A 25,818-nucleotide genomic window follows, 5' to 3' on the forward strand; every position below is an offset into this window, starting at 1 on the left:
GATTTAAGGCTCTTTTTTGCCCTGCACGCCCTTGGCCCACTCGGCACTGGCTCTCATGGCGTTCTCGAGGGCCTCGCGCAGTTTTTGGTCCTCGATGGGTGCCACCTGGCGCTCGATCTCGGCACGCTCGGCACCGCTTAGGTCGGCATGCGGAGCCGGCGGACGCTCGGCCATGGCAGGGCGCAGGCGCTCTTTGGCGGCGGGCGGTGTGTGGCCGGGGGCGGTCGTCTTGAACACCAGCCCGTCGACGTGCGCGCCGGCGCGCTCCATGCGCGCGCGGATAATCTCGCGCAAAAGTGTCATCTCCTGCGTCCATGAGGGCGAATCGAGGTACACCAGCAGTTCGTTGGACTCGGGCAGGTAGCGCAGGCCCGTCACGTGGCGTCCCTCGCGCGTGCCCGAGCACACCGCATTCCAGGCGCGATAGACCGCACGAGACTCCTCTGCAGCCTCCATCTGCGCGCGGCGCTCAGGTGTCGCGGACGCCAGGATGCGCTGACGCTCGGCATCCAAAAAGCCGCCAAAGGCCACCGTTCCGTTCTCGCGCTCGTAATTAGCACGTCCCACCCATGCTCACCACCTTGGCTCGATCAAGCAGGTCATCGGTAAAATACCCCAGATTGGTGGTGGTTATGACCGTCTGGATATCATCACCGATCAGCTGCAGAAAAGCGCCTCGGCGCCCGGCGTCGAGCTCGCTCATCACGTCGTCCAAAAGCAGCAGCGGCGCGGTGCCCAGGATATCGCGCGCCACGGCCACTTCTGCCACCTTCCAGGCAAGCACCAGCGTTCGCTGCTGGCCCTGGCTGGCAAATGAACGGGCCGACCGGCCCGCGACGGAAAACTCGATCTCGTCGCGATGCGGACCCACGAGCGTCACGCCGCGGCGAATCTCCTCGTCGGCGCGCTCATCGAGCGCCGAGAGCATGCGCTCATACGCCCAGCCCCTGAGCTCGTCGCGATCCTCGGTGCCAGGCAGGTCGCCAAGCGTGGACACATAGGACACGCCGGCGGGCTCGCCGGATGCCACGCGGCCATAGGCATCGCGCACATGACCCGACAGCCGGTCGAGCAGGGACAGACGATGCACGAGCAGGGCCGAACCGGCGCGGGCGATAGATTCGTTCCAGGCGCCGAGCATCTCGCGGCAGCACCAGGTCTCCTTGAGCAGGGCATTGCGCTGGGTCACGCAGCGCCCGTAGGCACTGGCCAGATCGGCATAGCGCGCACTCAGCTGAACGCCAAAGTCATCAAGTGCGGTGCGGCGCACGCTGGCGCCCCGCTTGACCATATCCAGGTGGTCCGGGCAAAACAGCACGCTCGGCAGCACCCCGCGCACGCCGGACGCAGCGCAGCGCTTGCCGTTGCGGCTAAACGAACGCTTGCCGTCTTCCACGCTCAGTCCCATGTCCAGCACACGCCCATCACCTTCGAGCCTCAGCTCGACCTTGCATGAGCCCGTGCCGTCGTGCACGAGCTCTGCTGCGGTCGGATGCCTAAACGAGGCGCCGCTCGTCAGCAGCTGCAGCGCCTCTATGAGGTTGGTCTTTCCCGCCGCGTTGGGACCCGCGAGCACTGTCACACCGTCGCTCAGGGCAAGGCGATAGCTGTCGAAGCTGCGATAGCGCGCAACGGAAAGATCGCGTGCGAACATGGTCATGGTCAGTGCTAGATGCGTACCGGCATGACCAGGTACAGGTAGTTGATCTTGTCGTAGGACTTGAAGATGCCAGCCTGCGAATAGCTCTTGAGCTCCAGCGTGATCTCCTTCTCCTTGGATAGGGCATTGAGGCAGCCAAAGATGTAGTGGTAGTTGAAGGCGATGGTGCCCGACTCGCCCTCGGCTTCGACATCGATCGTCTCCTGCGCCAGATCCTGGTCGTTGGAAATGGAGGACAGGCCCATCTGGCCGTTCTCGACGTCAATCTCAAACTTGACAGCGGGGTTGGCGCTCGCGATAACGGCCACACGTTTAAGGGCGGCGTTAAAGGCGGCTACGTCGATCTTGACGCTCGTCACGCACGAATCGGGGATGAGCTGCTTGTAGTTGGGGTACACGCCCTCGATGCGACGCGACACGTAGGTGGTGTTGCCGGCCTCGAAGACGACCTGGGTGTCGGTAGCCCCGATCATGATGGTCGCCTGGCTGGCCATGATGTTCAGCGCGTCGTTAAAGGCGTCAGCCGGAACGTTGAGCTCAAAGGAGCCCTCGAGGGTCGAGGTCTCGACCTGCGTATCGCACACGGCCAAGCGGAAGGAATCGGTCGCCACCAGGCGTACGGTGTTGTTCTCGACCTTCATGTGCACGCCGCCCAGGATGGGGCGAGCCTTGTCGGTCGAGGTGACGCGCCACACGCGGCCGACCATTTCGGACAAGACATCGGTCGGCAGCTCCACGGCACTCTCGATGGCATAGGCCGGAAACTCGGGGAAGTCATTGGCATCGAGCGTGTTCAGCCTAAAAGAGCTCTTCTCGCAACCAATCAGCACCTGGCGCTCGGACAGCTCAAAGGTGACCGGGGCATCGGGGAGGGTCTTGGTGATATTGGAGAGCATCTTACAGGGGATAACCATCTCGCCCTCTTCTTCGACATGCGCCGCGATGCGATGACGGATCGAGATGGTGTAGTTAGAGGTCTGGAATTCCAAGATGCCGTCTTGGGCCTTAACGAGCACGCCCGACAGGATGGGGAGGGTGGATGCCGAAGCGACACCCTTCATAACGACGCCGATGGCTTGTGTAAGCGAGCTCTGGCTGACGGTGAACTTCATCTTTTAATACCTTTCTATAGATATAAATATCTTAATAATAGTAATAGCACTGACGAAACTGTTGATTACTCCCAAAGACGCAGGTCGGACCCAGAAAGAGAATCGACAGCAACCTGTGTGCAACAGGGGTGGTTTTCCACGTTCAAAACCTGCGCAAAACTTTTCATCACCGCGGGTTGGGTTTTAGACACCTTATGCCCGTGGTTTCGACAAGTTTTCAACAGCTGTGTCCATTTACCTACGAGCGCAGTGTAATTTTATCGCGCAGCGACTTGAGGTCTTCGGTAACAGTCCGGTCTTCCTGGATCATCTTCTGGACCTTTTTGTAACTCGTGCTGACGGTCGAGTGGTTGCGGTTGCCAAATTCGGCGCCCACCGCCGTGGTCGTCATCTCGCACATCTCGATGGCCAGGTAGATAGCGATATGGCGTGCTTTGGCGATATTGGCGTTGCGACGCGGGCCGATGAGCTCCTCGTGCGTCACGCCGTACTGCTCTTCGATGACGGACTGAACCGTCTGGACGTTGATCTTTTTGGCCGATGTGTCAAAGTACTGGCTGGCGATGGCGTCGATATCGTCAAAGGTGAGCTCCCCGCCCTCGCGCTCGCGGTCGCCCGCCTCGCCGGCGCAGCGCTCGCAGAAGCTCTCGAGTTCGCGGATGTTGGTGCCCGAGACCTCGGCCATGTGTTTAAAGTGCTCGTCGGTCAGGTGCCCGCCGTCGCCCCCATAGGCCGCCAGCAGCGAGTCGTCGCCTGCCTCGGGAGCGGCGACGATGGTGTTCTCGTAATAGCGCTGCAAGATCTTGTATTTCATCTCGTAGCTGGGCTCTGCGACCAAGCAGAGCATGCCGGCGTTGAAGCGGCTGGTCAGACGCTCGTCCATGCTCAGGTCCTTGGGGGCGCGGTCTGCCGCGATGACGACCTTCTTGTTGTTGCGGATGAACTCGTCCATGAGCTGGAAAAAGTAGTCCACGCTCGCGCGCTTGCCGATGATGTTTTGGATGTCATCGATGATGAGCACGTCCACGCCGTGGTATGCCTGCATGATAGGGGCGTTGCTCTTCTTTTGGCGGTCGAACTCGGTCATCAGGTCGTCCAGATATGCCTGGGAGTTGGCATACTTGACCTTGATTTCGGGCGACTTCTCGGCGAGCTCGTTTTTGATGGCAAGCAGCAGGTGCGTCTTGCCCAGGCCCGATTTGCCGTAGATGAACAGTGATGTGCACGTGCCACGCTCGTCCGCGAGGGCGGCAAACTTGAGTGCCGAGCGATAGGCATGGCTGTTCTCGGGGCCGTAGACAAAGTTCTCAAAGGTAAATTTTGAGTTCGCGGCGAGCGGGGCTCCATCCGCATTCTGCTCGGCCGGTACGGTCGGTGCCGGCATGGGTGAAGCGGGGGTCGCAGCTTGCGTGGACTTAGTCGGCGCTCCGCCCTTCATCTGGTTCATCATGCGACGAAAATCATCGGCCGAGAGCGTGTTCTTGATTGCAATGCCCGAATCCGCGCCCGCCGCTGCGTCGTGAGCGATAGGCATGTGCGTGACGGGTGCGTTCGTTGACGTCGCCGCCGCGGTCGGCAACGGTGCCATGGTTTCACGGGAAACATCGCCGTGCTGGTGCTCGATTGTCGGCACGTCGCCTGCGGAGGCCGGCACCGCCGGGGAGGCAGCGGGAGCCGCGGTGGGCGCCGTCGCAGCAGCGGATTCCGCCACGGCTCCTTGCGGTGCCACGATGTCGAGCGCAATCGGTGCAAAGGCGATTTCTTCCAGATAGGCCTCAATAGTCGGCTGATGCTTTTTGAGCTGCGCGATGGCAAAGCGCGAGGGGGCCTCGATCGTGAGCGTATCTTCGGTCAGGCTTATGGCGCGCGATTGCCCCAGCATGTTGATGAGGCGTGCATCTTGGCCGTCGCGCTGGCAAAAGGCGATGGCATCCCCCAGGATGATGCTTGCTTCCTCGTCCACTGTCTCTCCCGTTCTTTAGCTCTGAGCTCGCACGCGAGCGGCGCCGAGTTCGGTCAGATGGTATTTCTGGCCATGCTTGATGACCAAGCCGGCCTGCGCCAAGTCATTGAGCGTGCGTGACCAAGTGGGGGCCGAGTTTCCAAACGCCCTCGCCAGATCGGTAGCACCGCACGCTTGATTTTGCGCCAGATAGCCCAGCGCGGCGTTGCCGCGATCGCTTACGAACACGTCCGGTTGTGGCTGCGCATACTGATTTGCTGCATTAGGATACATCATTTGAGCTGCTGGTTGTTGAGAACTCTGCATCGGCGGCATTTGCTGTTGAAAACTTTGAGGCCACTGTTGGTAAGGCTGCGGAGTCATCTGCTGGGCCCAGGGGTTGTACTGCTGCTGCGGCATCTGCTGGTACGGCTGCTGATATCCCTGCTGGTACTGCTGCGGGAACTGCTGGCCATACCCCAGTGGCGGCATCTGCTGATATGGATATCCCTGTTGGTACGGCTGATAGCCCATTTGCTGGCCACCCGGTGCCCCCGTCGCCTGCTGCATTGCTGCTGCATCCTGATCCGCCAGCGGCATGGCCTCTGGCGCGTTTGGCGGCATCGACATCGATGCCGCCTGGGGCTCTTGTGTAGGAAGCATTCCGGGCTGCTGCATCTGTCCCACGGGGGGCTGCATCTGTTGCGTTGCCATGGGCTGCTGCGCAAAAGCTCCCGGCAGGGGATATGTGGGCTGCTCCGTCTCGGGCCGCACGGCAGCACCGCGTCCGCCGGCACGCTCTATTTCCTGCACGCGTTTAGGGTCCAGGCTTACCGTAACCACGGTGCCGTTGCCCATGTTGTCCTCGATGGACACGGCCCCGCCGGCGTTTTCCAAATACTCCTGCACCATGGGAAACCCTGCTCCGGTTCCACGGATGTAGCGCTTCATCTTGCTGTTTGCGCTGGTAACGCCAAAGTCGAAAGCACGCTCCTTGTCGTCGATGCCGGGTCCTTGATCAGCGAAGCGGATGGTGTCTCCGCCGTCCAGAATCGAGATGATGGGCTCGGCAAAGTGCGCGTGGATAAAGTTTTCGACAATCTCGCGGATGACCATGAGCGAGATATGGCCACCTTGTTCTTTCATGCACTGGTAGACGGTGTTGGTCGTCTCTTCCAAATACGTGCGGACATCTTGCGGATCAATGACGATCACACGCGGTGTCGACAGCATATCGTCATAGACGGCGATGCGCGCGGCGTACATGGCTTTTGGCGCCTGCGTGGTCGTCTGCTCGCCTTCCTCACGCTCTTCGCGCACGCCGGTGATGTGCTCGTTGTCGGGTGCCGGGTCTCCGGAATCGACCATGGTGTAAAAGTCGTCAGACATGCCGCTCGCAATCTTTCAAAAGGTTTCGAACAAATAGTAGCTCACCGTGCAATGTTTCTCATCTTTCGACAACTTTTCAAAACCTGTTGAAAACTTTGGAAAACGGACGAAAAGTTCTCAACATTGCCAACATGACCTGTTGAAAACTCGATGAAATATCGTGAAAAGTTGCCATGCACCGTTAAATCGAGCTCGGCTTATGGGGGAACCGTGTGAACTGCGCAACCTTTTACCTTTGATTTCTTGACATTTGAACATTGATTTCCCTACAATCTTCAAGCTCACGTGTCTATATCTGCGTCCGCGCCCCCGCGGACACTCGAAATGCAGCAGGAGGAACTTAAGATGAAGCGTACGTATCAGCCTAATAAGCGTAAGCGTGCCAAGACCCATGGCTTCCGTGCCCGTATGGCCACTAAGGGTGGTCGTGCCGTGCTCGCCCGTCGTCGCGCCAAGGGCCGCAAGCGTCTCACTGTCTAGCAGCGATACACACATCTCGCATGAAGACTATTAAGTCTCGGCAAGATTTCGAGCATGTGTTCAGTCAGGGGCGTCGTTTCAATCACCCTCTGATTCGAATGACCATATGTGAATCGGTTGGCGAAGGCGACTCCGGAAGGGTCGCCTTCGTTGGTGCTAAACGGCTCGGTTGTGCTGTCGTGCGCAACCGTTCTAAGCGTGTGATGCGCGAGGCCGCCCGCAGCTGTGGATTTCCCGTTGCGGGTTATGACATCATCTTGTTCGCAACTCCCAAGACGAGGGTTTCCTCGCCGCAGGAGATGGACAATGCATTGCGTTCGCTTATGAAACGCGCCGGCGTTGCCGGGGAGGAGCGATGAGCAATCACGTTTTGCGACGTGTTGCCATCGCTCCTATTCGCATATATCAACAGGTTATTTCGCCCTTATTGCCTGACGCCTGCATTTATTACCCAACGTGCTCGCAATACGCCGTCCAGGCGATTGAGAAGTACGGTGTTTTGAGAGGCTGCTGGCTTGCCGTGAGGCGCATCGCTCGCTGCAATCCCCTGCACGTCGGCGGTTATGACCCTGTGCCCTAGCGGGCACTCGCTATCGGAGGAAAACTTACATGTGGGATTGGATCGTTAACATCCTTTTCGAGCTGCTCAAGCTCATCCAGACCTTTGCGGTCGACTGGGGCCTGTCCATTATCATCCTGGTGGTCATCATCCGTCTGCTGCTGACGCCGCTTATGCTCAAGTCGACTAAGTCGACGGCACGCATGCAGGTGCTGCAGCCCAAGATGCTCGAGATCCAGGAGCGCTATGCCGACGATCCCCAGCGTCAGGCTGAGGAAATGCAGAAGTTCTACAGCGAGAACAAGTTCAACCCGATGGCTGGTTGTCTGCCGCTGTTGATTCAGATGCCTGTCCTGTTCGCCCTATTTACGCTGCTGCGTAACCTGCCGGACTACTTTAACGACGGCACGTTCTCGTTCTTTAATATTCTGCCCGACCTGACCACCACGCCGAGTGCCTCCTTTGCCGATGGCTTTATGGTCGCGCTGCCTGCGCTGGTCTGCCTGATCCTGTTCGCTGTCCTGACCCTGATTCCGCAGCTCTATATGTCGCGCAACCAGACCGGCCAGCAGGCTCAGAGCATGCGTATGATGGCCGTTGTCATGACGGTCATGATGCTTTGGGTGGGCTGGAGCCTTCCCGTTGGTGTTCTGCTGTACTACGACGTCTCGTCTGCTTGGCAGGTTATCCAGCAGATTTTTGTGACGCAGAAGGTCATCGACAAGGCGAAGGCCGATGAGGAGGAGCGCCTTAAGAACGCGCCGCTGCAGGTTGAGGTCACTCGTCGCGAGAAGAAGCCGCGCCCGCACAAGAAGAAGTAGTGGGATATCAATCTTATTTAGGTACCTAACTTTTGGAGTACGTTATGTCTGAAGAGATCATCGAGGATATGCTTGAGGAGGTTGCCCCGCAGGTCGCGGGCGATTATCCCGAGATTGCACAGCGCTACAAGGCTGGTGAAGAGCTGACCGACGAGGAGCTCGACACCATTGCCGATGTCGCGATTTCCATCCTGCGTTCCGTCCTTTCGCACTTCGATGCCGCCAACTCTCCTATCGATGAGTATGAGGGCGACGAGGGTGAGCTGATTCTGGATGTAACGGCTCCCGACCTTGCTGTTCTCATTGGCCGTCATGGTCGCACCCTTGATGCCCTTCAGGTTATGTTCTCATTGCTGGTGAGCCGCAAGCTCGGCTTTAGGTATCCGGTTGTAGTGGACGTCGAGGGATACAAGAGCCGCCGTCAGGACAAGGTTGCCTCCATGGCTCAGTCTGCTGCCGAGCGTGCCATCCGCACTCATAAGAGTGTTTCGCTTCCGCCCATGAATGCCTACGAGCGCCGACTGGTTCACATTGCACTTCGTGGCAATGACGCCGTCGATACTCATTCTGAGGGTTCTGACCCCGATCGCCATGTGGTGATTGTTGCTCGATAATCTACTCGAGCTTATGCTAAGGGGACGTGGTTTCCACGTCCCCTTTTTTGTCAAAAGTTCTCGATACACTGATTTTTGTCAGAAAGGAGCTTTCGTTGTTAGTACTTACTGATCAGCAGGCTGACGAGATGTTGAGTCGTCTAACTTCCTATTGCAAAGAGTATTCCTTGAGCGTAACTGATACTGAGCTGAGGAAATGTATTCAACATTTGGATTTGGTTCTGGAAACAAATAAGACAACCAATCTCACCCGTATTCTTAACATAGAAGATGCTGCGGTACTTCATATCCTCGACTCACTTGTTTTGCTCCCCTATATCAATAAGGCTCCTGAGGGAGCTTTGCTCGATATGGGAACAGGTGCGGGCTTCCCTGGTATTCCGTTAACCATAACCACGCATCGTAAAGCTACTTATATTGACTCTGTTGGTAAGAAGGTTGATGCTGTCAATTCTTTTGTTGATGTTCTTGGATTGAAACATGCTCATGCGGTTCATGATCGCCTTGAAGAATATGCTCGAAGCCATAAGAAGCAGTTTTCTGTCGTAACCGCCCGCGCACTTGCCCCTCTACCGATTCTTGTTGAGTATGCTGCTCCGTTCCTCAAAGACGGAGGGTTATTTGTTATCACCAAGGGTAATCCTTCGGATGAGGAGCTTGCTTCCGGCATGTCAGCAGCTAAGATTTGCGGCTTCACTTTGCTTCTGAATGACGCAATCGATTTGCCTGAGGGCTTGGGCCACAGGGAGTTCATTGTTCTTAAAAAGAGTCATCCGACATCCGTTTCATTGCCTCGTGCAAATGGCATGGCAAAGAAGAATCCGCTTGCCTAGATGTTTCACGTGAAACATAATGGATACTAACAACTTGCAGTGTTTCACGTGAAACATGGCGGTTGATATCGAATCGGAATGTTTCACGTGAAACATCCTCCGTTTGACAGCTTTAATACACACCAGGAGGGACCGTGGGATTTCGCGACGTTAAGCGTTCTAAGAGCGCAAAAGACACGCGTATCATTGCAATCATCAATCAAAAAGGCGGCGTCGGTAAGTCAACGACGGCTGTGAACCTTGCAGCAGCACTGGGTGAGCAGGGTCGTAAGACACTGATTGTCGATTTTGATCCGCAGGGAAACAGCACCAGTGGATTTGGAATTGAAAAAGAAGACCTTGATCGCTGCATCTATGATGCATTGTTGAATGATGTGCCGGCAGAATCGCTTGTTCTTGATACAAATTGCAAAAAGGTATTCGTAATTCCAGCTACGATTCAGCTTGCAGGTGCCGAAATTGAGCTCGTAAGCGCAATTGCTCGTGAAACCCGCCTCAAAGATTTGCTTGAGCCGATTCAGGACGAGTTCGATTTTATTTTCATTGACTGTCCTCCTTCGCTCGGCCTGCTTACTATCAATGCCTTGACCGCAGCAGACAGCGTTTTGATTCCGATCCAGTGCGAGTACTACGCACTCGAGGGCGTTACGAAGCTGCTAGAGTCAATGAAGATGGTCAAATCACGTCTGAACAAGGGCTTAGACACCTATGGTGTGCTTATGACCATGTATGACTCGCGTACTTCTCTATCGAATCAGGTTGTTGAGGAGGTTCAATCGTACTTTGGTGATAAGGCATTTAAGACGCTAATCCCCCGTACGGTTAAAATCTCCGAAGCTCCGTCTTTTGGAGAACCGGTAATTACCTATGCACCTCAAAATAAGGGTGCAAAAGCGTATATGAACCTTGCAAAAGAGGTGATCAAGCGTGCCTAGTGTAAAGAAACGTGGCGGATTGGGACGTGGACTCAATGCTTTGGTCTCAGAGGCCGAGTATGAGACCGGTGGTTCTGCTGTATCTGCTTCAAATGCCGCATCTGTAACAAAACTACCTATTGAGGATATCGTTCCCAACCCTAATCAACCGCGAATTCATTTTAATGAAACTGAACTTCGCGAGTTGAGCGAGTCAATCCAAGAGCATGGCGTTTTGCAGCCGCTCTTGGTTCGCAAGCATGGAAACGGCTATGAGATCATCGCTGGTGAGCGTCGGTATCAGGCATCAAAGCTTGCTGGTCTTGAGGAACTGCCTGTCATCATTAAAGATGTTAATGATGAAGAGATGCTGGCTCTTGCTCTTATCGAAAACCTTCAGCGTTCTGATCTGAATCCCGTCGAAGAGGCTAAGGGCTATCGCCAGCTTATCGATGCCAGCGGTATGACCCAGGAGGCATTGTCGAAAGCAGTAAGCAAGTCACGCTCTGCAATTACAAACTCGCTGCGCCTTCTCGATCTCCCCGAAGTAGTTCAGCAGATGATTTTTGAGAGTAAACTAACTGCTGGACATGCACGTGCGATTCTTGCAGTTCCCTATGAGGACGCGCGAATTCGACTTGCAGAGAAGGTTGTTGCGGAGGGCCTTTCCGTAAGAGCGACAGAAAATCTTGCTCCATTGTTTTCTGCCGGAGAGACAACTAAGACGCCACGGCCTGCAACGCCTCAGTCTTTTAAAAAGGCTGCGCGTGTACTTCGTCAGGTATTTAATACCAACGTTCGTGTGAAGAGCTCGCGTGGAAAGAATAAGATTGAGATTGAGTTTAAAGACGAGGAAGAGCTCTCTCGTATTCTTGGTGAAATGATTCAGTTTGATCAAGGTGACCAAGATGAGGAATAAGATTTTTACTGCGATTGCATTGGCGACGACTGTCGCGGCTGGTGCCTTTGCTGGCTATAAGATCGCGACAGACGATGAACTTCGAGGTCGTTTGCTTCGTGGCGCGCAAGATATCGTTGATACGTCAAAGAAGAAAATGGATGTTATGACAGAAGATGTTGCCATGCGCACTGCTCAGGTAACGAATAATCCTAAGATTAATCAAGGTTGGGTTAGCAACCAATGGGAAAATGTAGGCTATTAGGTACCTAACAATTACCCTGCATATTTTAAGGGGCCCTTGTCTGATTCATGAGACAAGGGCCCCTTATTTTGTCCGTAAATAATGGGAAAGGTAGCAGCTGGTCCAAAATTGATGTCAATAATGAAACGACCCCGGTTGCATATCCTGCAACCGGGGCCGTTCGATGTTTCACATGAAACGTTTTGGAGTAAGACTCCCCTATGCGTTCTTCTGAACTTTGAAGCGCTGTTTCAGCTGTCCGCAAGCGGCGTCAATATCGTTACCACGGGAGTTACGAATCGTGGTCTCGATGCCACGGGACTCAAGACGACGCTGAAGATCCTCAACCTTATGAATCGGCGACGGCTTGAGCGGGCTGCCCTCGATGTCGTTTAGTTGAATCAGGTTAACGTGGCACAGCGTTCCCTCGCAGAAGTCGCAGAGTGCCTGCATCTCGGGATTCGTATCGTTGACGCCTTCGATCATGGCATACTCATAGGTCGGGCGGCGGCCAGTCTTCTCGGTGTAGAGCTGAAGCGCTTCGTGAAGGCGAAGCAGCGTGTACTTCTTAACACCGGGCATGAGCTTATTGCGCGTCGACTGGATGGCGGAATGCAGGGAAACGGCAAGCGTGAACTGCTCGGGGATGTCGGCAAATTTGCGAATACCGGGAATAACGCCGCTGGTAGAGACGGTGAGGTGACGAGCGCCGATACCGATACCATCGGGGTCGTTGAGGATACGCAATGCCTTGAGAACCTCGTCGTAGTTGGCAAACGGCTCGCCCTGGCCCATGAAGACAACGCTTGTGGCACGCTCGCCAAAGTCGTTGGATACATGAAGCACCTGGTCGACGATCTCTTGAGCGGTCAGAGAGCGCTTGAGGCCGTTGAGACCGGTAGCGCAAAAGGCGCAGCCCATGCCGCAGCCTGCCTGGGTGGAAACGCAGACGGAAAGTTTGTTACGACGGGGCATGCCGACAGTCTCGACGGAAATGCCATCGTGGAACTCGAGCAGATACTTGCGCGAGCCATCTTTGGAAACCTGCTTGGTGAGTTCAGTCGGCGTATCAAAGGCAAAAGCCTCTTTAAGCTGCTCACGGAAAGCCTTGGGAAGGTTGGTCATATCGTCAAACGAACAAACGTTCTTCTCAAAGACCCATTCGATGAGCTGCTTCGCGCGGAAGGCGGGCTGGCCAAGTTCGGCCACGAGCTCGCGAATATCGTTTTGGCTCAAGTCGCGAATGTCCTGAGATTTAGTCTTGGGATTCATGGAAGCCTTTCGATTTTGGGGAAACGTAGAGGGTATCGTTACAATATGGTATCAGCTGCAGAAATTATAGAGGAGGAGTCTGCCCATGCCGGGTAAAAGCCTAGAGAACATGCACGTAGCGGTCTTGGCGGGCGGTCATTCCGCCGAGCGCGAGATCTCGCTCGATTCGGGAAAGAACGTTGTGGTGGCACTGAAGGAAGCCGGCTACACCTCGGTGGAGCTGCTTGACACGGCCGCTGATGACTTTATGGTAACCATGGCGACCGGCGGATTCGATGTGGCATTTATCGCCATGCACGGCGCCGGCGGTGAGGATGGCGCCATGCAGGGTGCCATGGAGACCCTGGGTATCCCCTACACGGCCTCGGGCGTACTTGCCAGCGCCTGCGGTGCCGACAAGGAGGTCTCTAAGCTCCTATATGCCAAGGCGGGCATTCCCATTGCCCCCGGCCTTGCGCTCGAGGTGGGCGACGAAGTCGATATCGATCACATCGTCGAGGTTTGTGGCGAGCGCTGCTTTGTGAAGCCGGCCGTCAACGGTTCCAGCTATGGCATTTCCCTGGTCCATGAGCCCTCCGAGCTGCCCGCGGCAATCGCCAAGGCGTTTGAGTACGGCGACAAAGTGCTGGTCGAGAAGTGCATCGAGGGTACCGAGATCACCGTCGGCGTATACGGCGAAGATGACGTACGCGCCCTGCCGATTGTCGAGATTCGTAAGCCCGAGGACTGCGAGTTCTACGATCTGGACGTGAAGTATGTCGACCCTACGGATATCCATCGCATTCCGGCGCAGATTTCACCCGAGAATTACGCTCGCGCTCAGGAACTTGCCTGTGCCGCTCACAAGGCCCTCGGTTGCCTGGGTATCTCGCGCAGCGACTTTATTGTGAGCGAGGACGGCCCCGTTATCCTCGAGACCAATACCATTCCCGGCATGACCGATACGTCGCTGTATCCGGATGAGATCCGCCACACCGACGACATGACGTTCCCGCAGGTCTGTGACAGCCTGATCCGTATGGGCCTTCGTCGAGCGGGCATTGCATGCTAATCGAGGACGCGGTTTCGTCGGGAACGCCGCAGTTTGTCATCGACTCCTATGCCACGCTTGCCGACCGCGCCAAAACGCAGTCCTTCGGCCTTATCGAGGAAGATGTGATTATCCTCGATACCGAGACCACGGGTCTTTCGGTGCAGGACAACGAGCTGATCGAGATCTCGGCGGCCCGTCTTTCGGGCCGCGAGGTCATCGACCGCTTCGATACCTTCGTGCATCCCAGGCAGCTGATTCCCGCCGAGATTACCGAGCTCACGAGCATTACAAATGCCGATGTTGCAGATGCCCCGTCGGCGGTTGAGGCCGTCGCCGCTCTCGCCGATTTTGTCGGTGGCTGCCCGGTGATCGCACACAACGCCACGTTCGACCGCTCGTTTATCGAGTCGGTCAAAGGCGGCGTCAACGTGAGCGATATTTGGATCGATTCGCTGGCGCTGTCGCGCATCGCGCTTCCGCGCCTGGCCTCGCACAAGCTGTCTTTTATGGCCGATCTGTTTGGCTGCGACTCGGTATCACACCGTGCCAATGCCGACGTCGACGCCCTGTGTGGCGTATGGCGCGTGTTGCTCGTGGCGCTCACCGACTTGCCCCAGGGCCTCATGGCGCGCCTAGCCGACATGCATCCGGACGTGCCTTGGTCCTATCGTCCTATCTTCTCATTCTTGGCAGGGCAGAACCCTGGTTCCATCTTCTCTCTCAGCGCCGCTCGTGCTGACGTTCTCAAGGCCGATCGCGCCGACGATCGGGTGGACGCCGATGAACTGCCGGTTCTCAAGATGCCGAGTCGTGAGGAGATCGAGGCAGACTATGCGCCAGGTGGCCTGGTCAATCGCATGTATCCCACCTACGAGCCGCGTGATGAGCAGATCGCGATGGCGCTCGAGGTCCGCGATGCGCTGGTCACGGGCACTCATCGAGTAATTGAGGCAGGCACCGGCGTCGGCAAATCGATGGCCTATCTGGTGCCTTTTGCCGAGGCAGCACGCCGTAACAACATCACGGTTGGTATTGCGACCAAATCGAACAATCTTGCCGACCAGCTCATGTACCATGAGCTGCCAAAACTTGCGGAGCAACTGGACGGTGGTCTGTCATTTTGCGCTCTCAAGGGGTATGACCACTATCCGTGCCTGCGCACGCTTGAGCGCATGAGCCGCGGCCAGGTCGAGATTACCACCAAGCGCGATCCGGCGGACACGCTCACGGCGGTCGCGGTCATTATGGCGTACGTCTGCCAATCAGCCGATGGCGACCTCGACTCGCTCGGCATTCGGTGGCGCAGCGTCAACCGTCCCGACTTTACGACGGCCTCGCGCGAGTGTGCTCGTCGCCTCTGCCCGTTTTTCCCTGATAAATGTTTGGTCCACGGCGCTCGCCGTCGTGCGACGCATGCCGATGTGGTGGTCACCAACCATTCCCTGCTGTTCCGCAACGTCGCGGCCGAGGGCAGGATTTTGCCGCCGATTCGTCATTGGGTAATCGACGAGGCCCATTCCATCGAGCGCGAGGCGCGCCGTCAGTGGGCGCGCGTGGTGTCGGCGGACGAATCACGCGTCCTGTTCGAGCGCCTGGGTGGCTCGAGCACCGGCGCGCTAAGCCAGGTTTCCCGTGATTTGGCAACCTCCGAGGGCTCTACGCTCTATCTGGGCCTTACTGCCAAGGCGACGTCGACGGTTGCCCGCGCGAGCATGGCAATCGCCGACGTGTTCGATGGCGTTCGCGAGCTCGGCCGCCGTGCGCGTGGGGGTTATGACAATGCCAATCTATGGATTGGCCCCGAGCTGCGCGAATCAGACGACTGGCATGATTTCTTACAGTCGGCCTACACTGGCATCGACGCATTGGAACAAGCTGACAAGAGCGTCGACGCGCTGGTGCAAGCCGTCGCCGCCGACAAGCCCGAGGTTGTTGTCGACCTGGGTGATATCTCGCGCCGCCTGCACGAGCTGGCCGAGAACCTCAAACTCATCATTGATGGCACCGATGAGCACTACGTGTATTCGCTGCAGGTCAATCGCAGACTTCGTGCCGGCGGAGAGTCGATGACCGCAGAGCGCATCGACATTGGCGAGGCTTTGGCAACCGAGTGGCTACCCGAGGTTCACACGGCTATCTTTGCCTCGGCGACCATGACGGTGTCCAAAAGCTTTGAGCACTTTAACCATGCGGTCGGCCTTGATCGCATCGGTGCTTCAACGTCGTCATCGCTGCACTTGGATTCGAGCTACGACTTCGATTCGAACATGGCTGTAGTCGTTGCGGGCGATATCCCCGATCCGCGCGATCGTGAGAGCTATCTTACGGCGCTCGAGCGCGTACTGGTCGACGCCCATCTTGCCATGGGCGGATCGGTGCTCACGTTGTTCACCAATCGGCGCGACATGGAGGACCTATACGCCCGCGTTGAGCCCAAGATGGCCCGTGCGGGTCTGGAGCTCAACTGCCAGCAGCGCAACTCATCTCCTCGTCGCCTGCGCGACCGGTTTATCAACGAACCGACCTCGTCGCTTTTTGCGCTCAAGGCCTTCTGGGAGGGGTTTGATGCCAGCGGCGAGACGCTGCGCTGCGTCATCATTCCCAAGTTGCCGTTCTCAAGCCCCACGGACCCGCTCTCGTGCGAGCGCAACCTGCGCGAAGACCGCGCATGGGCGCGCTATTCGCTGCCCGAGGCGGTGCTCGAGGTTAAGCAGGCCGCGGGGCGTTTGATTCGCTCGTCGACCGATAGCGGTGTGCTGATCTTGGCGGATCCTCGCCTGGTGACGAAGGGCTATGGCAAGAAGTTCTTAACGTCGCTGCCCACGAGCTCCTACCAGCGCATCGAATCGGCGCAGATTGGGCACTATCTACAGCTGTGGCGTGCACGCCACGAGCGGCGGCGCTAAAGCGGACAGACGAGGGTTTTTGCCATATCGCACAGACGCTTTGACAGGGCGGGGTCATCCAAGATGCGGATGGCTCCGCCCGCTGCGATTATCTGGCTCAGCAGCCAACGCTCGGAGCCGTAATGTACGGTTACCGTTGCCATGTCTGTCCCGCTGCGCTTGATTAGGGTGATGCCGGCCCAGTCCAGATGCTCCGCCATATCGAATGGCATCAAGAGCTTTGCGCTGCGCTGCGTCCGGGCAAGGGAATCGTGGAGGGATGCGACGTCCGGTGCGTGAGGCACGACGGAGTCTTCCGTTAAGGCGAGTCCCTCGATTTTATCCATGCGATAGGTGCGCTGCTCATCGACTGCGATGTCCCAGGCAATCAGGTATGTTTGGTCGCCGTTTGCCGTAATGCGCAAGGGGTCGACCAGACGCTCGCGTGGCCGTGCATCGTCCATCGAGCGATACGAGATACGGCAGCGAACGCCGTCCTGAATGGCGCAGCTCAGCTGCTGCCAGTGCGACCCGTGGTTGACGGTGTCAAAGACGCGCTGGTTATAGCCGAGCTCTTCGGGTAGAAGAGCAAATCGAATCCGAGCCGCCGTCTGCGGCTCGATCCCCAACGATTCAAGCTCGTGGTTGAGCACGGCGCCCTCGGCGGCACTCAGGCGCAGCGGTAGCACACGACCGGCGTCACCGGTGAGGACCACACGCTCGCCGTGGCATTCGCAGATGATGCGCGCGCCCGATTCTCGGTCCGCGAGCGTCGAGACGATCTCGAGAATCTCGTCGAGCGACGCCCCCGTGATGTCAAAGCGACTGCAAATCTCGTTTCGAGTCATGCCGTTCTCGCCGGCGGCGTAGAGGGCCTCCATGATGTCGATGGCGCGCGAGAGCCTCTGCTCGCTGGTGAGTTTACGCACGGGCATGCTCGTGCACCGTCCTTTCGATGAGGTGGTTCCACGCCTGTTTGAGCGATTTGGGGGCCATGGGCCTCATGCCGTCCATGGCGTGGGCCATGCAAAATGAGGCGGCGGCTTCAAGGTCGCGCACGTCAACGGTCCAGATCCATCCCGCATCGGTGTGTGCGAGCTTACCTCGCCCGCGCGTGAGACCGTTGATCATATCGATCTGCGTCTGAGGGGCGAATGAGAACGTAGCTGCAACGGACGGTCGGTCGGCAAAATCGAATTCAAAGAACAGGTAGTCGTTGAGGTTGAAGTCCGCAGGGATGGTGTAGGCCTTCGAAGGACGCCAAGCGCGAACGATACGGTCGCAGCGGAATGTTCTGATGTCGTCGGTGGCATTGTCGAGGCCGCAGAAGTACGCCACGCCCTCGCGCTCGAACATGCCGTAGACGCAGACGGTACGCTCTTTTTGCTCACCGCGTCCGTTCTGATATAAAAATCGCAGCGCGCATCGCTCGGCAAAGGCGCTCCAAACCGCATCGACGGTGGGAGAGCGGCTGATCGTCGCCTCGTCCGCCGTCGTCCTGCCGGTGAGGTAGGCAATCTTGGAGCGAATATCGGCAAGTGGTGCGGCAAAGGTGGAAGAGCCGCTTGCAAGCGTTTGGTCGATGGCGTTGAGTAGGATGTCGGCGTCGTCTGCGGTGATGAGGCCACCTGCTGCAAACGTGTGCTCGCGGTCGATTGTCCACGAGCTTTCCTCGGTCTCCTGCGCGCCGGCAGGGCGAACCTCCTTGATTAGGATGCCGCGTTCGAGCAGTTTGTCACGATCGCGCCGAAACTTGCGCTTATCAGAGTCGATGTTGCCCGAGCCATATCCCAGGTCAGAATCCAAGACGATCTGCTCGGTCGTCAGCGGTTCGGGGGAGCTGTTGAGCACAAAGAAAAGATTGAGGATGCGCTGAGCCGTTTTATCGAAACTGGGCTCCGAATTTTCCTTTTTAATTGTCGCGGTCGCGTCGCTTGCCGTCATAGAGTCCTCGCATGAGAAGGTGGTTTGCTGCCATGATTTTAGTCCGATATGGAGATTAGGCTATATCCTTGTCCGCTCGGGGCGTTAAGATGGCCCGAATTCGGTCGTTTGCGCTCGCTCGGGGTATACTTTCGACTATATACGGTTCTAATGTGCATGCATTGGGCCTATTTGTCGGATTATGGATGTGGAGCGCACATGGCGAACACCCAGAACTATATTAACCACCTGCTGCAGAACACCGGCATTACGCCGGCATGCAGCGAAGAAGAGCGCTTGGCTGCCGAGGATATCGCTCAGATCTTCCGCAACCACGGCTTTGATCCAGAGGTTCAGGAGTTCAATGCCCCGGCGCCCAGTAGGTTGGCATTTGCCGTTACCGGTATTCTTGCGTTTGCCGGCGCCCTACTGATGGGCATCGGCGGCGGCATCGGCTTGGTCGGCACCTTGCTGGCCATTGCCGGCGCCGTTCTTTACGTGCTCGAACGCACGGGCCACCCCGTGGTTTCGCGCCTGGGCAAGACGGGCGTGAGCCAAAATGTCATCGCCTACCACAAGGCCTCGGGCCCGCTCGCGTCTCCGCGCAACCGCCCGGTGGTCGTTGTCGCACACTACGACTCTCCCCGTGCTGAGCTGCTCGCCCGCGAGCCCTATGCTTCTTATCGTGCGCTCATCGCCAAGCTGTTGCCCGTTGCCACGGTTGCCCCTGCTGCCGTTGCCATCTTGCGTATCCTGCCGCTCCCCGGCGCGCTCAAGGTTCTGCTGTGGATTGTCGCGATCCTCGCTTCCCTCGTTGCGCTCGCCAACGCGGCAAACATCATTTCTAACCGTTTTGTGCTTCCCTATACGTCCGGCGCAGTGTGCAACAAGTCTTCTGTCGCCGCTATGCTCGGCGTTATGGACAACGTTGCTCCCTTCCAGGGCGAAAACGAGTTTCCCGACGATGTTCCGTTCGATACCTATTTTGGGGAGCAGAAGCGTCGTGCCGAGGAAATGGCGCGCGCAGCGGCGGAGTATGCCGCGGCCCAACAGCAAAACGACTACGGCAACACCATCGAGTATGAAGAGCCTACCTACGCCGAGGACGAGTTCGGCCAGCCGATTGCTTCCGACGCTCAGACCGAGCCCGAACAGGGCGAGGCTTTCGACGAGCAGATCGAGGGCTTTGAGGGTGCGTCTGCCGACGAGACGCTGATTGGCGCCATCGTGCCCGAGGATCAGAATCAGGCTGTCCAGGCCGAAGAGTTCAATGACGAGGTTCCCGCTGCCGAGCCGGCGGAGGAGCCTGTCGCGGCCGAGCCCGAGCCCAAGCTCTATCGCAATGCCGCCGGCAACATCCGCTTTGGTTCGGATGCCATCCGTGCGCTCGGAATGCTTCCCGAGTCCTGCACGCTCGATTACGAGGAAGGCGAGGAGCCGACGTTTGAGCCCGAGCCTGCCCCCGTCGTGACTGCACCTGCGCCCGTTGTCGCCGTGGATGATGAGTCTGCCGCGGTTACCGCTGCCGTTGCCGAGCCCGAGGCGGTGTCCGCGATCGATCCCGCGGCAGGACTGGACATTTTGGCTCCCGCCGCGCCGGCGCAAGACGTTACGGACGAGTCTGACGACGATTACGTTGAACAGCCGAGGCGCGTGTCTTACGAGAGCGATACTGATTTCTCGGCCGAGATTCCCGCGGCAACGCCCCATGCCGATATTGCATCCGCGTTCTCTTCGATTGGCGCCAGTGCTTCCAACTTCTTTAAGGGTGCGCTTGCAAAGGGCAAGAAATTTGTCGACGATTTCGAGGAGAAGCGCGCTGCCGCACGCGAGGCTGCCGAGCAGGAGGCTATCGCTCAGCAGCAGGCAGCCGAGGCGGCACGTGAGCGCGCGGCGCAAGAGCTCGAGCAGAACGAGGCTATGCAGTCCGTGCCCGTCGACGCTGCCGAAGCTACGACGTCCTTTGAGTCCCAGCAACCGGCGTCCGCGGATGTTGCTGAGGCGACGACGTCTTTCGAGGCTCAGCAGCACGTCGATAGCACCATGTCGTTTGATGCCGCGCAGTTCGATTCCACGATAACGTTTGAAAAGCAAGGCACCGCGATTGCCGAGCCCCTTCCTGTTTCCGATGAGCAGGGCGACGCGGCAGACGATGACGAGCCTATTGATGCTGCCGAAATCCAAGATGTCGTCGGGCACGAGCCCGTCGAGGTCAACTGTGACGAAGAGCAATACGCGGCAGCCGATCAAGGTGATTCGACCGAGGTCGAGCAGGAGGAAGTGCCTGCGGTTTCCGAGGCTCCCGAGACAGATGGGTCGAGGCCTTACTCCACGCAGATTTTCACCATGCCGATCCCGAGTGGTTCCGGTGCCACGGTTGTCGATGTCGCTCCCACTCAGGACGAAACGGTCGATTCCCTTATGGCCCAGATTTCCTCCCAAGCATCGCCGCGTCCGCAGATGAATGTTCCCGATCCGGCGTCGGCACCGTCGCCTGCACCCTCCTCGTCTCCGCTGGCTTCGGTTCCCGATCCGTCGCTGCCGTCGATGAAGCAGACAAACGTTGCGTCTCGCACGTCGCTGTTCGACCTTCCCGATCCCTCCGCACAGGTCAACGACCCCTTTGCTACCGCTCAGGGTCCCGAACCCACATCGGCACCCGTTGCGCCTCCTATGCCCGTTGCGTCGGGCGCACAGCCGATCGAGACCATTTCGGCTCCCGCCCCTGCGGCACCTAAGTCTCGCAAGCGCGGCCTGGGCGGCCTGTTCGGTCGTAAAAAGAAAAACGAACAGGACAGCATGAGTGACTGGCTGGGCGTCGAAGACGATTACGATGCCAAGAAGTCCGGCCGCGGCATCGGTTCGTGGGATAATTTCGAGGACGATAACGATGGCTGGAAGGGCGGCGCTACGTCTTCCGACGGCGCTTCTTCCGAAGATATGCTCTCGGCTGTCGCCTCTATGGGCGACGATGAGCTGCTCGGTCACGATATCTGGTTTGTGGCAACGGGCGCCTCGGATTGTGATGGCTCCGGTATGAAGGCCTTCTTGGCTTCGCATCGCGATAAGCTCCGCGGCGTCTTCTTCATCAATCTTGAATCCGTCGGCGCCGGTAGGCTTTCGGTGGTGACGGTTGAGGGCGAACAGCAGCTGCTCAAGGGCGATCGCCGCATCATGAACCTGGTCAGCAAGGTGTGCAAGTCGTTCCATGTCGATTGTGGCGCGCTCGAGATGCCCTATGCCAAGACCGATGCCTACGCCGCGCTCGAGGCGAGCCGCCGAGCCCTCACCATCGCCGGCGTGGACGGCACGCGTCTGGCTTGCGCTCGTACCGAGGACGACCTGCCCCACAATGTCAACCCGACGAACATTGCCACGGTATCCGAGGTCGTGACCGAGGTTATCCGCCGTTCGTAGACGGAGCTCTAAGGAGTCAACGTGTTTTCGTATATTAAGCGCCATTGGCCTGTCTACGTGATTTTGACCTTGATTGCCATTGCGTTAGGGCTTGGAGCTGCCTACATCGTGGGCGCGAAGGGCTCGACCCCCGCCTCCGCAATCAGCGAAGAGGTGGAGCAAGAACAGAGCACGGGTGCCGATGGGATTCCTGAGTCCGAGCAAGCAATCGTTGATGGTGGATCTTCGTCTGCAGAGTAGATGCGGCGATTTAAATGATTGAAAGCGGGCGAGCCGGGGGACTGGCTCGTCCGCTTTTTCATCGTGCTAGCGCTTCTTTGGGATTGACCTAAGGCGAGCGAACCATAGGGCTGCGGCACCCGAGGTCAGGAGCGCGGTGATGCAAGCGGCGATGGGAGCTGATCCTGTTGCCGGTAGGTCCTGCGGTAGGGTACAGCGTTGAATGACACGGTCCTCGTCATGTGACTCAAGTTTATCGCCGCCGCCGTTGCGGCAAAGATCGACGCGTGCGCTGTTGGTGAGTGCAGTTTGGGGTGTGTAAGCCGACGTTGCCTGCATGTGCACGACTGCGCCCCGAGCATCTGTGCCAAGGATTGCTTTGGCATCGTCAAGGTCGTCGTGCTCATCTTTGAGATCATCACGGGTCCAAGAATCCGTATCGCTTCGAGTCGTAAAGTCGGCGGCTACCGCACCGTATTCAATGCGAATGCCCGTCACGACGGTATTGGATGCAAGGTCGAGTTCTTTCGCCTCGAGTGTGGCGGATTCCGTGGTCGAGACATCCGCCTTCCAGAGGTGCCAGCCGTCGTAATCGACGAGGCGGCAATCTTCACCCAGACTCTCTTTTACTTCGTCGGACTCAAGCCAAGGATTTTCGTGCCCATCGTCAAGCGTCGCGTTTGCCGGCTCATCGACGTCTGTCGAGTCCAACGGCGTCGTGCGATACCACACGTTGCACAGACCGTTGAGGTCGCCGATGGCGACGGGGGTTTCGATTGAGACGAATCTCGCCGTGCCGTCTTTGGCGCACTCAAGATCATCGGTAATCGTAAACTCATCAACCCAAGTAGCGGAATCGTTTCGAGCATCGATGGTATAGGAGAAAAGCCCATCCGTATTGGTTTGCATCGCGGCGCGGTTTTTTCCATCGCCGTTAGCCAACAGACCCTTCCCGATAGGTTGGACAAGTTCCTGACGCTTGTCGACCTGTCCTTTGATCTCGATGGGCGCATCCTTCATCGCGACGGATTGGACTTCTCCCGTATCCTTTATTTCAAACGTTATCTCCTCGGCAAGGTCATAGGTCCGCGGAGACATCGTTTCGCGCAACGAGTAGGTGCCGGGTGCAAGATGTTCGATGCGGTGCGGCTTGTCGGATGAGGTCCAGGAGTCTATTTCGGTTTTATCGGGACCATATAAGGTGAGCTGTGCGCCTTTCACTTCCTGCTCTCCGCTTGCATCGACCTTGGAGATATCAACCTTGGTGTAATCGTCGGATACGTTAAGCCGTGCTTCCACAACGGGTGTTTTCTGGTCGGCATAGGTAAGGTCGACGATATGATGCGTCCGGTCGAGCAAGAAGCCGGTCGGCGCTTGAGTCTCGACAACCTCGTAGCGTGCGGTGCCAGATCCCAGCGGGAGGTCGTCCGCGCGTGCTTCTCCAGTTTCATCTGTCGTGACGGTAGCGACAGCCTCGCCGTCGAGCGCGGCAATGCTACCGTCGGGGCGCACGATATCACCTGAGGCACGGATCTCAAAGATGGCGCCCGCGAGGCTGCTGCCGTCTACGGCATCGGTTTTAACGATCCTGATGTTTCCGGTCGCGGCGTGGTTATAATACGAGACGATTGCAACGGGCGTTAGGTTTATATCGGCGGGTATGTTTACCTCGATCTCTCCGCCGACAAGATAGGGCTCTTTGGCCGAGGTTTCGCGTACATAATAGGTGCCCGGCACGAGCGATTCGGGCAGTGTGACGGTCCCGGTCGCGTCAGTCGTAAAGGTGTCCATTACGTTATGTGCTGGATGCCAGCAAGTTTGTGAGACAGGTTTGTGATTGCTGTCGAGGAGTTGGAAGGTGAATCCGGCTAGGGGAACAGAAGCGCCTGTTTGGGCATCGCGTTTTACAATCTGGAGATGCGTCGACAGAGCGTGGTTGTCCACGATATATTGAAGCTCGGCGCCGTCGGAAATCTGATTGGCCTCGACGGTCCATTCCCCTGCACGTTTAAAACCCTCTGGGACGGTTTCCGGAACCTCACGAACGGTGTAGCCGGCGCGGTCGTATGGGATGGCTCCGTGGACACCGGCGGGTCGCTTGCCTGCGCCAAACCATGCTTCGGGCTGATCTTTGGTGGAGGCAAAGCCATAGATGTTTGTGGTCAGTGTGCCAACAACCTGCTGAGAGCTGTTACTGACAACCTCAAAGACAACATCTCCTGCCGGCTGCTCCAGGCCGGATTGATCGCTATTGCCGTAGTCCTTGAATTTTGAAATCTCAAGGTCAAACGCAATGGGGATATCGGAAACGCGAGATTCGATCTCGACCACGCCTGAATCGCCGAGTTGGTCGGCTCCAACGGTGTAAGACCAACTGTCACCGGAGGGCAAATAGCCCTCGGGCGCCTTCGATTCATAGATGGTAAAGGTTCCCAAGGGGACATCGGTGAGGGTAGCTCGACCGCTTTCATCGGTCCTGAGAGTTTGTGTCCATCCAGGGGTTGATTGCGATACGCACACGAATTCTGCTCCTGCGAGCGAAGCCCCAACTTGGGGGCCTGCATTCGTTGCGGCGTCGAGTTTTACGACATGCAGGGTGATGGCGCCGGGTTGTTCATCGATGGCGACCTGCCCGCCATCATTCCCCGTGGTAAAGGCAACGCGATCGGGGCGGGGGACATAGCCGGCCGGCGCCTTCGTTTCAACTAGGTAGTATGCCGTGTTGGGTAGGAGTGTTGCCTGCGCTCGACCGTTGCTGTCCATCTGGACGGTGCCGACACGCGCGCCGCTGGCGCTCTCAAAAACATCGAATGTTGCCCCGTCAAGCTGATAAGTATTGTTTCCGCTGGTAATGGCAGCGTTTGCAGACTGCTTTTGGAAGGAAACAGAGACCGCCGGCAGTACATAGAGCATGTCTTGACGTCTGCTGCCGCCCGATACGGTTCCTAGATAGCGCCGCGCGCGGTGCGGAGCGGCTTTGAGGCTTCCTGATTTTGCGCTGTCGTGGAGCCACCGCGCAGCCGCCACGACTTCATTGTCGGCGGTAAAGTGCCCACTCTTGGTTTTGCCCTGAGCGGTCGTGTAGGAGTAGGTGCCGTCGACATGGGTAGTGCCGTTGAGCATCCATACGGCAAGCTGGGTGGCGGCGCGGGCGCGATCGGGTGAAAGATGGTAACCGCCAAACGACGTGGCGGTAGGATATCCGTGACAAACGATTGCCGCGAACTCGTCGTCGAGCCACACCCAGCCTTGATCAAAGTTGAGCCATGGACCGCCCGGCTTGGTGGGCCCGGGGCGTTCCTGGTTCATGCAGTAGGCAATCGAGGCGTCTTGAGCTTCATACTTGCCGATGAAGAAGGGCCCACAATCATCGCTAATAGTACGGAAGCCGAGCTGGTCGTAGCCATCGACGGCAAATGCGGCTCCCGGTGCCAGGCAGCCGAACAGCAGGAAGAGGAGCAGGAGCAGCGGACCTGTTGCGATTGCGCTGTGGACAGAGTGCGTGGGTGCGTTGGACATGGCTGCTCCTTATCCCTCGTGCGCCGCATGGGGAGGTTGCGACGCGTAGGATGAGGCTACCCCCGAGGTTCATGCGGGTAAGTA

General features: G+C 57.7%; 22 protein-coding genes. 13 read left to right on the forward strand and 9 right to left on the reverse strand.

Translation table 11 applies throughout. The annotated features are described in order from the left end of the window. Window positions 1-3: 3 nt before the first annotated feature. The 5 genes from DWW12_RS06605 to DWW12_RS06625 form a co-directional block, all read right to left on the reverse strand. Complete coding sequence (locus DWW12_RS06605; RefSeq protein WP_117855523.1) at window positions 4-567, reverse strand: DciA family protein; 564 nt, start codon at window positions 565-567, stop codon at window positions 4-6. After that, entirely contained in the window at window positions 554-1,660 is a 1,107-nt protein-coding gene (locus DWW12_RS06610; RefSeq protein WP_117855524.1) for a DNA replication/repair protein RecF, read from the reverse strand. Before DWW12_RS06610 ends, DWW12_RS06605 begins: the two co-directional genes overlap by 14 nt. Before the next feature lie 8 nt (window positions 1,661-1,668). Beyond that, window positions 1,669-2,772 (reverse strand): DNA polymerase III subunit beta, encoded by a 1,104-nt coding sequence (dnaN, locus tag DWW12_RS06615; protein ID WP_099432409.1) that lies wholly within the window; start codon window positions 2,770-2,772, stop codon window positions 1,669-1,671. A 238-nt stretch (window positions 2,773-3,010) separates the two neighbouring features. Continuing rightward, the gene (locus tag DWW12_RS06620) at window positions 3,011-4,735 is read right to left on the reverse strand and encodes a DnaA ATPase domain-containing protein (RefSeq protein ID WP_117855525.1); all 1,725 of its coding nucleotides are present in this window, start codon (window positions 4,733-4,735) and stop codon (window positions 3,011-3,013) included. 15 nt (window positions 4,736-4,750) lie between these two features. Beyond that, the gene (locus DWW12_RS06625) at window positions 4,751-6,103 is read right to left on the reverse strand and encodes an ATP-binding protein (protein WP_117774222.1); all 1,353 of its coding nucleotides are present in this window, start codon (window positions 6,101-6,103) and stop codon (window positions 4,751-4,753) included. A 345-nt stretch (window positions 6,104-6,448) separates the two neighbouring features. Between DWW12_RS06625 and rpmH the strand changes: the two genes are divergently transcribed. The 9 genes from rpmH to DWW12_RS06670 all read left to right on the forward strand — a co-directional run bounded on the left by rpmH (window position 6,449) and on the right by DWW12_RS06670 (window position 11,487). Continuing rightward, window positions 6,449-6,583 carry a 50S ribosomal protein L34 gene (rpmH, locus tag DWW12_RS06630; RefSeq protein ID WP_019127408.1) on the forward strand — a complete coding sequence of 45 codons (135 nt, stop codon included), beginning with the start codon at window positions 6,449-6,451 and terminating at the stop codon, window positions 6,581-6,583. 20 nt (window positions 6,584-6,603) lie between these two features. Then, window positions 6,604-6,942 carry a ribonuclease P protein component gene (rnpA, locus tag DWW12_RS06635; RefSeq protein ID WP_082435526.1) on the forward strand — a complete coding sequence of 113 codons (339 nt, stop codon included), beginning with the start codon at window positions 6,604-6,606 and terminating at the stop codon, window positions 6,940-6,942. Further along, window positions 6,939-7,163, forward strand: a complete 225-nt coding sequence (gene yidD / locus DWW12_RS06640) for a membrane protein insertion efficiency factor YidD (protein WP_022093804.1) — start codon at window positions 6,939-6,941, stop codon at window positions 7,161-7,163. Before rnpA ends, yidD begins: the two co-directional genes overlap by 4 nt. A gap of 29 nt (window positions 7,164-7,192) precedes the next feature. Continuing rightward, complete coding sequence (locus DWW12_RS06645; protein WP_117855526.1) at window positions 7,193-7,963, forward strand: YidC/Oxa1 family membrane protein insertase; 771 nt, start codon at window positions 7,193-7,195, stop codon at window positions 7,961-7,963. Between the two features lie 44 nt (window positions 7,964-8,007). After that, a complete protein-coding gene (locus DWW12_RS06650) occupies window positions 8,008-8,577 on the forward strand; it encodes a R3H domain-containing nucleic acid-binding protein (RefSeq protein WP_117855527.1) in 570 nt (189 codons plus the stop codon). Window positions 8,578-8,744: 167 nt separating this feature from the next. After that, a complete protein-coding gene (gene rsmG, locus DWW12_RS06655; protein ID WP_233544250.1) occupies window positions 8,745-9,410 on the forward strand; it encodes a 16S rRNA (guanine(527)-N(7))-methyltransferase RsmG in 666 nt (221 codons plus the stop codon). A 134-nt stretch (window positions 9,411-9,544) separates the two neighbouring features. Further along, entirely contained in the window at window positions 9,545-10,345 is an 801-nt protein-coding gene (locus DWW12_RS06660) for a ParA family protein (RefSeq protein ID WP_117584022.1), read from the forward strand. Continuing rightward, entirely contained in the window at window positions 10,338-11,243 is a 906-nt protein-coding gene (locus DWW12_RS06665) for a ParB/RepB/Spo0J family partition protein (RefSeq protein ID WP_199570729.1), read from the forward strand. The genes DWW12_RS06660 and DWW12_RS06665 overlap by 8 nt, the downstream gene beginning before the upstream one ends. After that, window positions 11,233-11,487 carry a hypothetical protein gene (locus DWW12_RS06670; protein WP_117855528.1) on the forward strand — a complete coding sequence of 85 codons (255 nt, stop codon included), beginning with the start codon at window positions 11,233-11,235 and terminating at the stop codon, window positions 11,485-11,487. Before DWW12_RS06665 ends, DWW12_RS06670 begins: the two co-directional genes overlap by 11 nt. Window positions 11,488-11,685: 198 nt before the next feature. Here the strand turns inward: DWW12_RS06670 and rlmN are convergent, their stop codons facing one another. Continuing rightward, on the reverse strand, window positions 11,686-12,738 hold the full coding sequence (gene rlmN, locus DWW12_RS06675) for a 23S rRNA (adenine(2503)-C(2))-methyltransferase RlmN (protein WP_117855529.1): 1,053 nt from the start codon (window positions 12,736-12,738) through the stop codon (window positions 11,686-11,688). A gap of 85 nt (window positions 12,739-12,823) precedes the next feature. On the opposite strand from rlmN, the gene DWW12_RS06680 reads away from it, so the two are divergent. Together DWW12_RS06680 and DWW12_RS06685 are read left to right on the forward strand one after the other, a co-directional pair. Continuing rightward, window positions 12,824-13,789: a D-alanine--D-alanine ligase gene (locus DWW12_RS06680; RefSeq protein WP_117637917.1), complete on the forward strand. Its 966-nt coding sequence runs from the start codon at window positions 12,824-12,826 to the stop codon at window positions 13,787-13,789. Next, entirely contained in the window at window positions 13,783-16,677 is a 2,895-nt protein-coding gene (locus tag DWW12_RS06685) for a helicase C-terminal domain-containing protein (RefSeq protein WP_117855530.1), read from the forward strand. Before DWW12_RS06680 ends, DWW12_RS06685 begins: the two co-directional genes overlap by 7 nt. Here the strand turns inward: DWW12_RS06685 and DWW12_RS06690 are convergent. Then, a complete protein-coding gene (locus tag DWW12_RS06690; protein WP_117855531.1) occupies window positions 16,674-17,591 on the reverse strand; it encodes a YafY family protein in 918 nt (305 codons plus the stop codon). The genes DWW12_RS06685 and DWW12_RS06690 overlap by 4 nt on opposite strands. After that, the gene (locus DWW12_RS06695) at window positions 17,578-18,600 is read right to left on the reverse strand and encodes a YafY family protein (RefSeq protein WP_117855532.1); all 1,023 of its coding nucleotides are present in this window, start codon (window positions 18,598-18,600) and stop codon (window positions 17,578-17,580) included. The genes DWW12_RS06690 and DWW12_RS06695 overlap by 14 nt, the downstream gene beginning before the upstream one ends. Window positions 18,601-18,798: 198 nt before the next feature. Here DWW12_RS06695 and DWW12_RS06700 point away from each other — a divergent pair, with 198 nt between their 5' ends. After that, window positions 18,799-21,996: a hypothetical protein gene (locus DWW12_RS06700; RefSeq protein ID WP_117855533.1), complete on the forward strand. Its 3,198-nt coding sequence runs from the start codon at window positions 18,799-18,801 to the stop codon at window positions 21,994-21,996. A gap of 21 nt (window positions 21,997-22,017) precedes the next feature. Next, on the forward strand, window positions 22,018-22,236 hold the full coding sequence (locus DWW12_RS06705) for a hypothetical protein (RefSeq protein ID WP_117776722.1): 219 nt from the start codon (window positions 22,018-22,020) through the stop codon (window positions 22,234-22,236). A gap of 66 nt (window positions 22,237-22,302) precedes the next feature. On the opposite strand, the gene DWW12_RS06710 is transcribed toward DWW12_RS06705, so the two are convergent. After that, complete coding sequence (locus DWW12_RS06710; protein ID WP_117855534.1) at window positions 22,303-25,734, reverse strand: SpaA isopeptide-forming pilin-related protein; 3,432 nt, start codon at window positions 25,732-25,734, stop codon at window positions 22,303-22,305. Between the last annotated feature and the right edge of the window lie 84 nt (window positions 25,735-25,818).

This window comes from Collinsella sp. AF14-35 (genome assembly GCF_003464565.1).
Classification (GTDB): domain Bacteria; phylum Actinomycetota; class Coriobacteriia; order Coriobacteriales; family Coriobacteriaceae; genus Collinsella.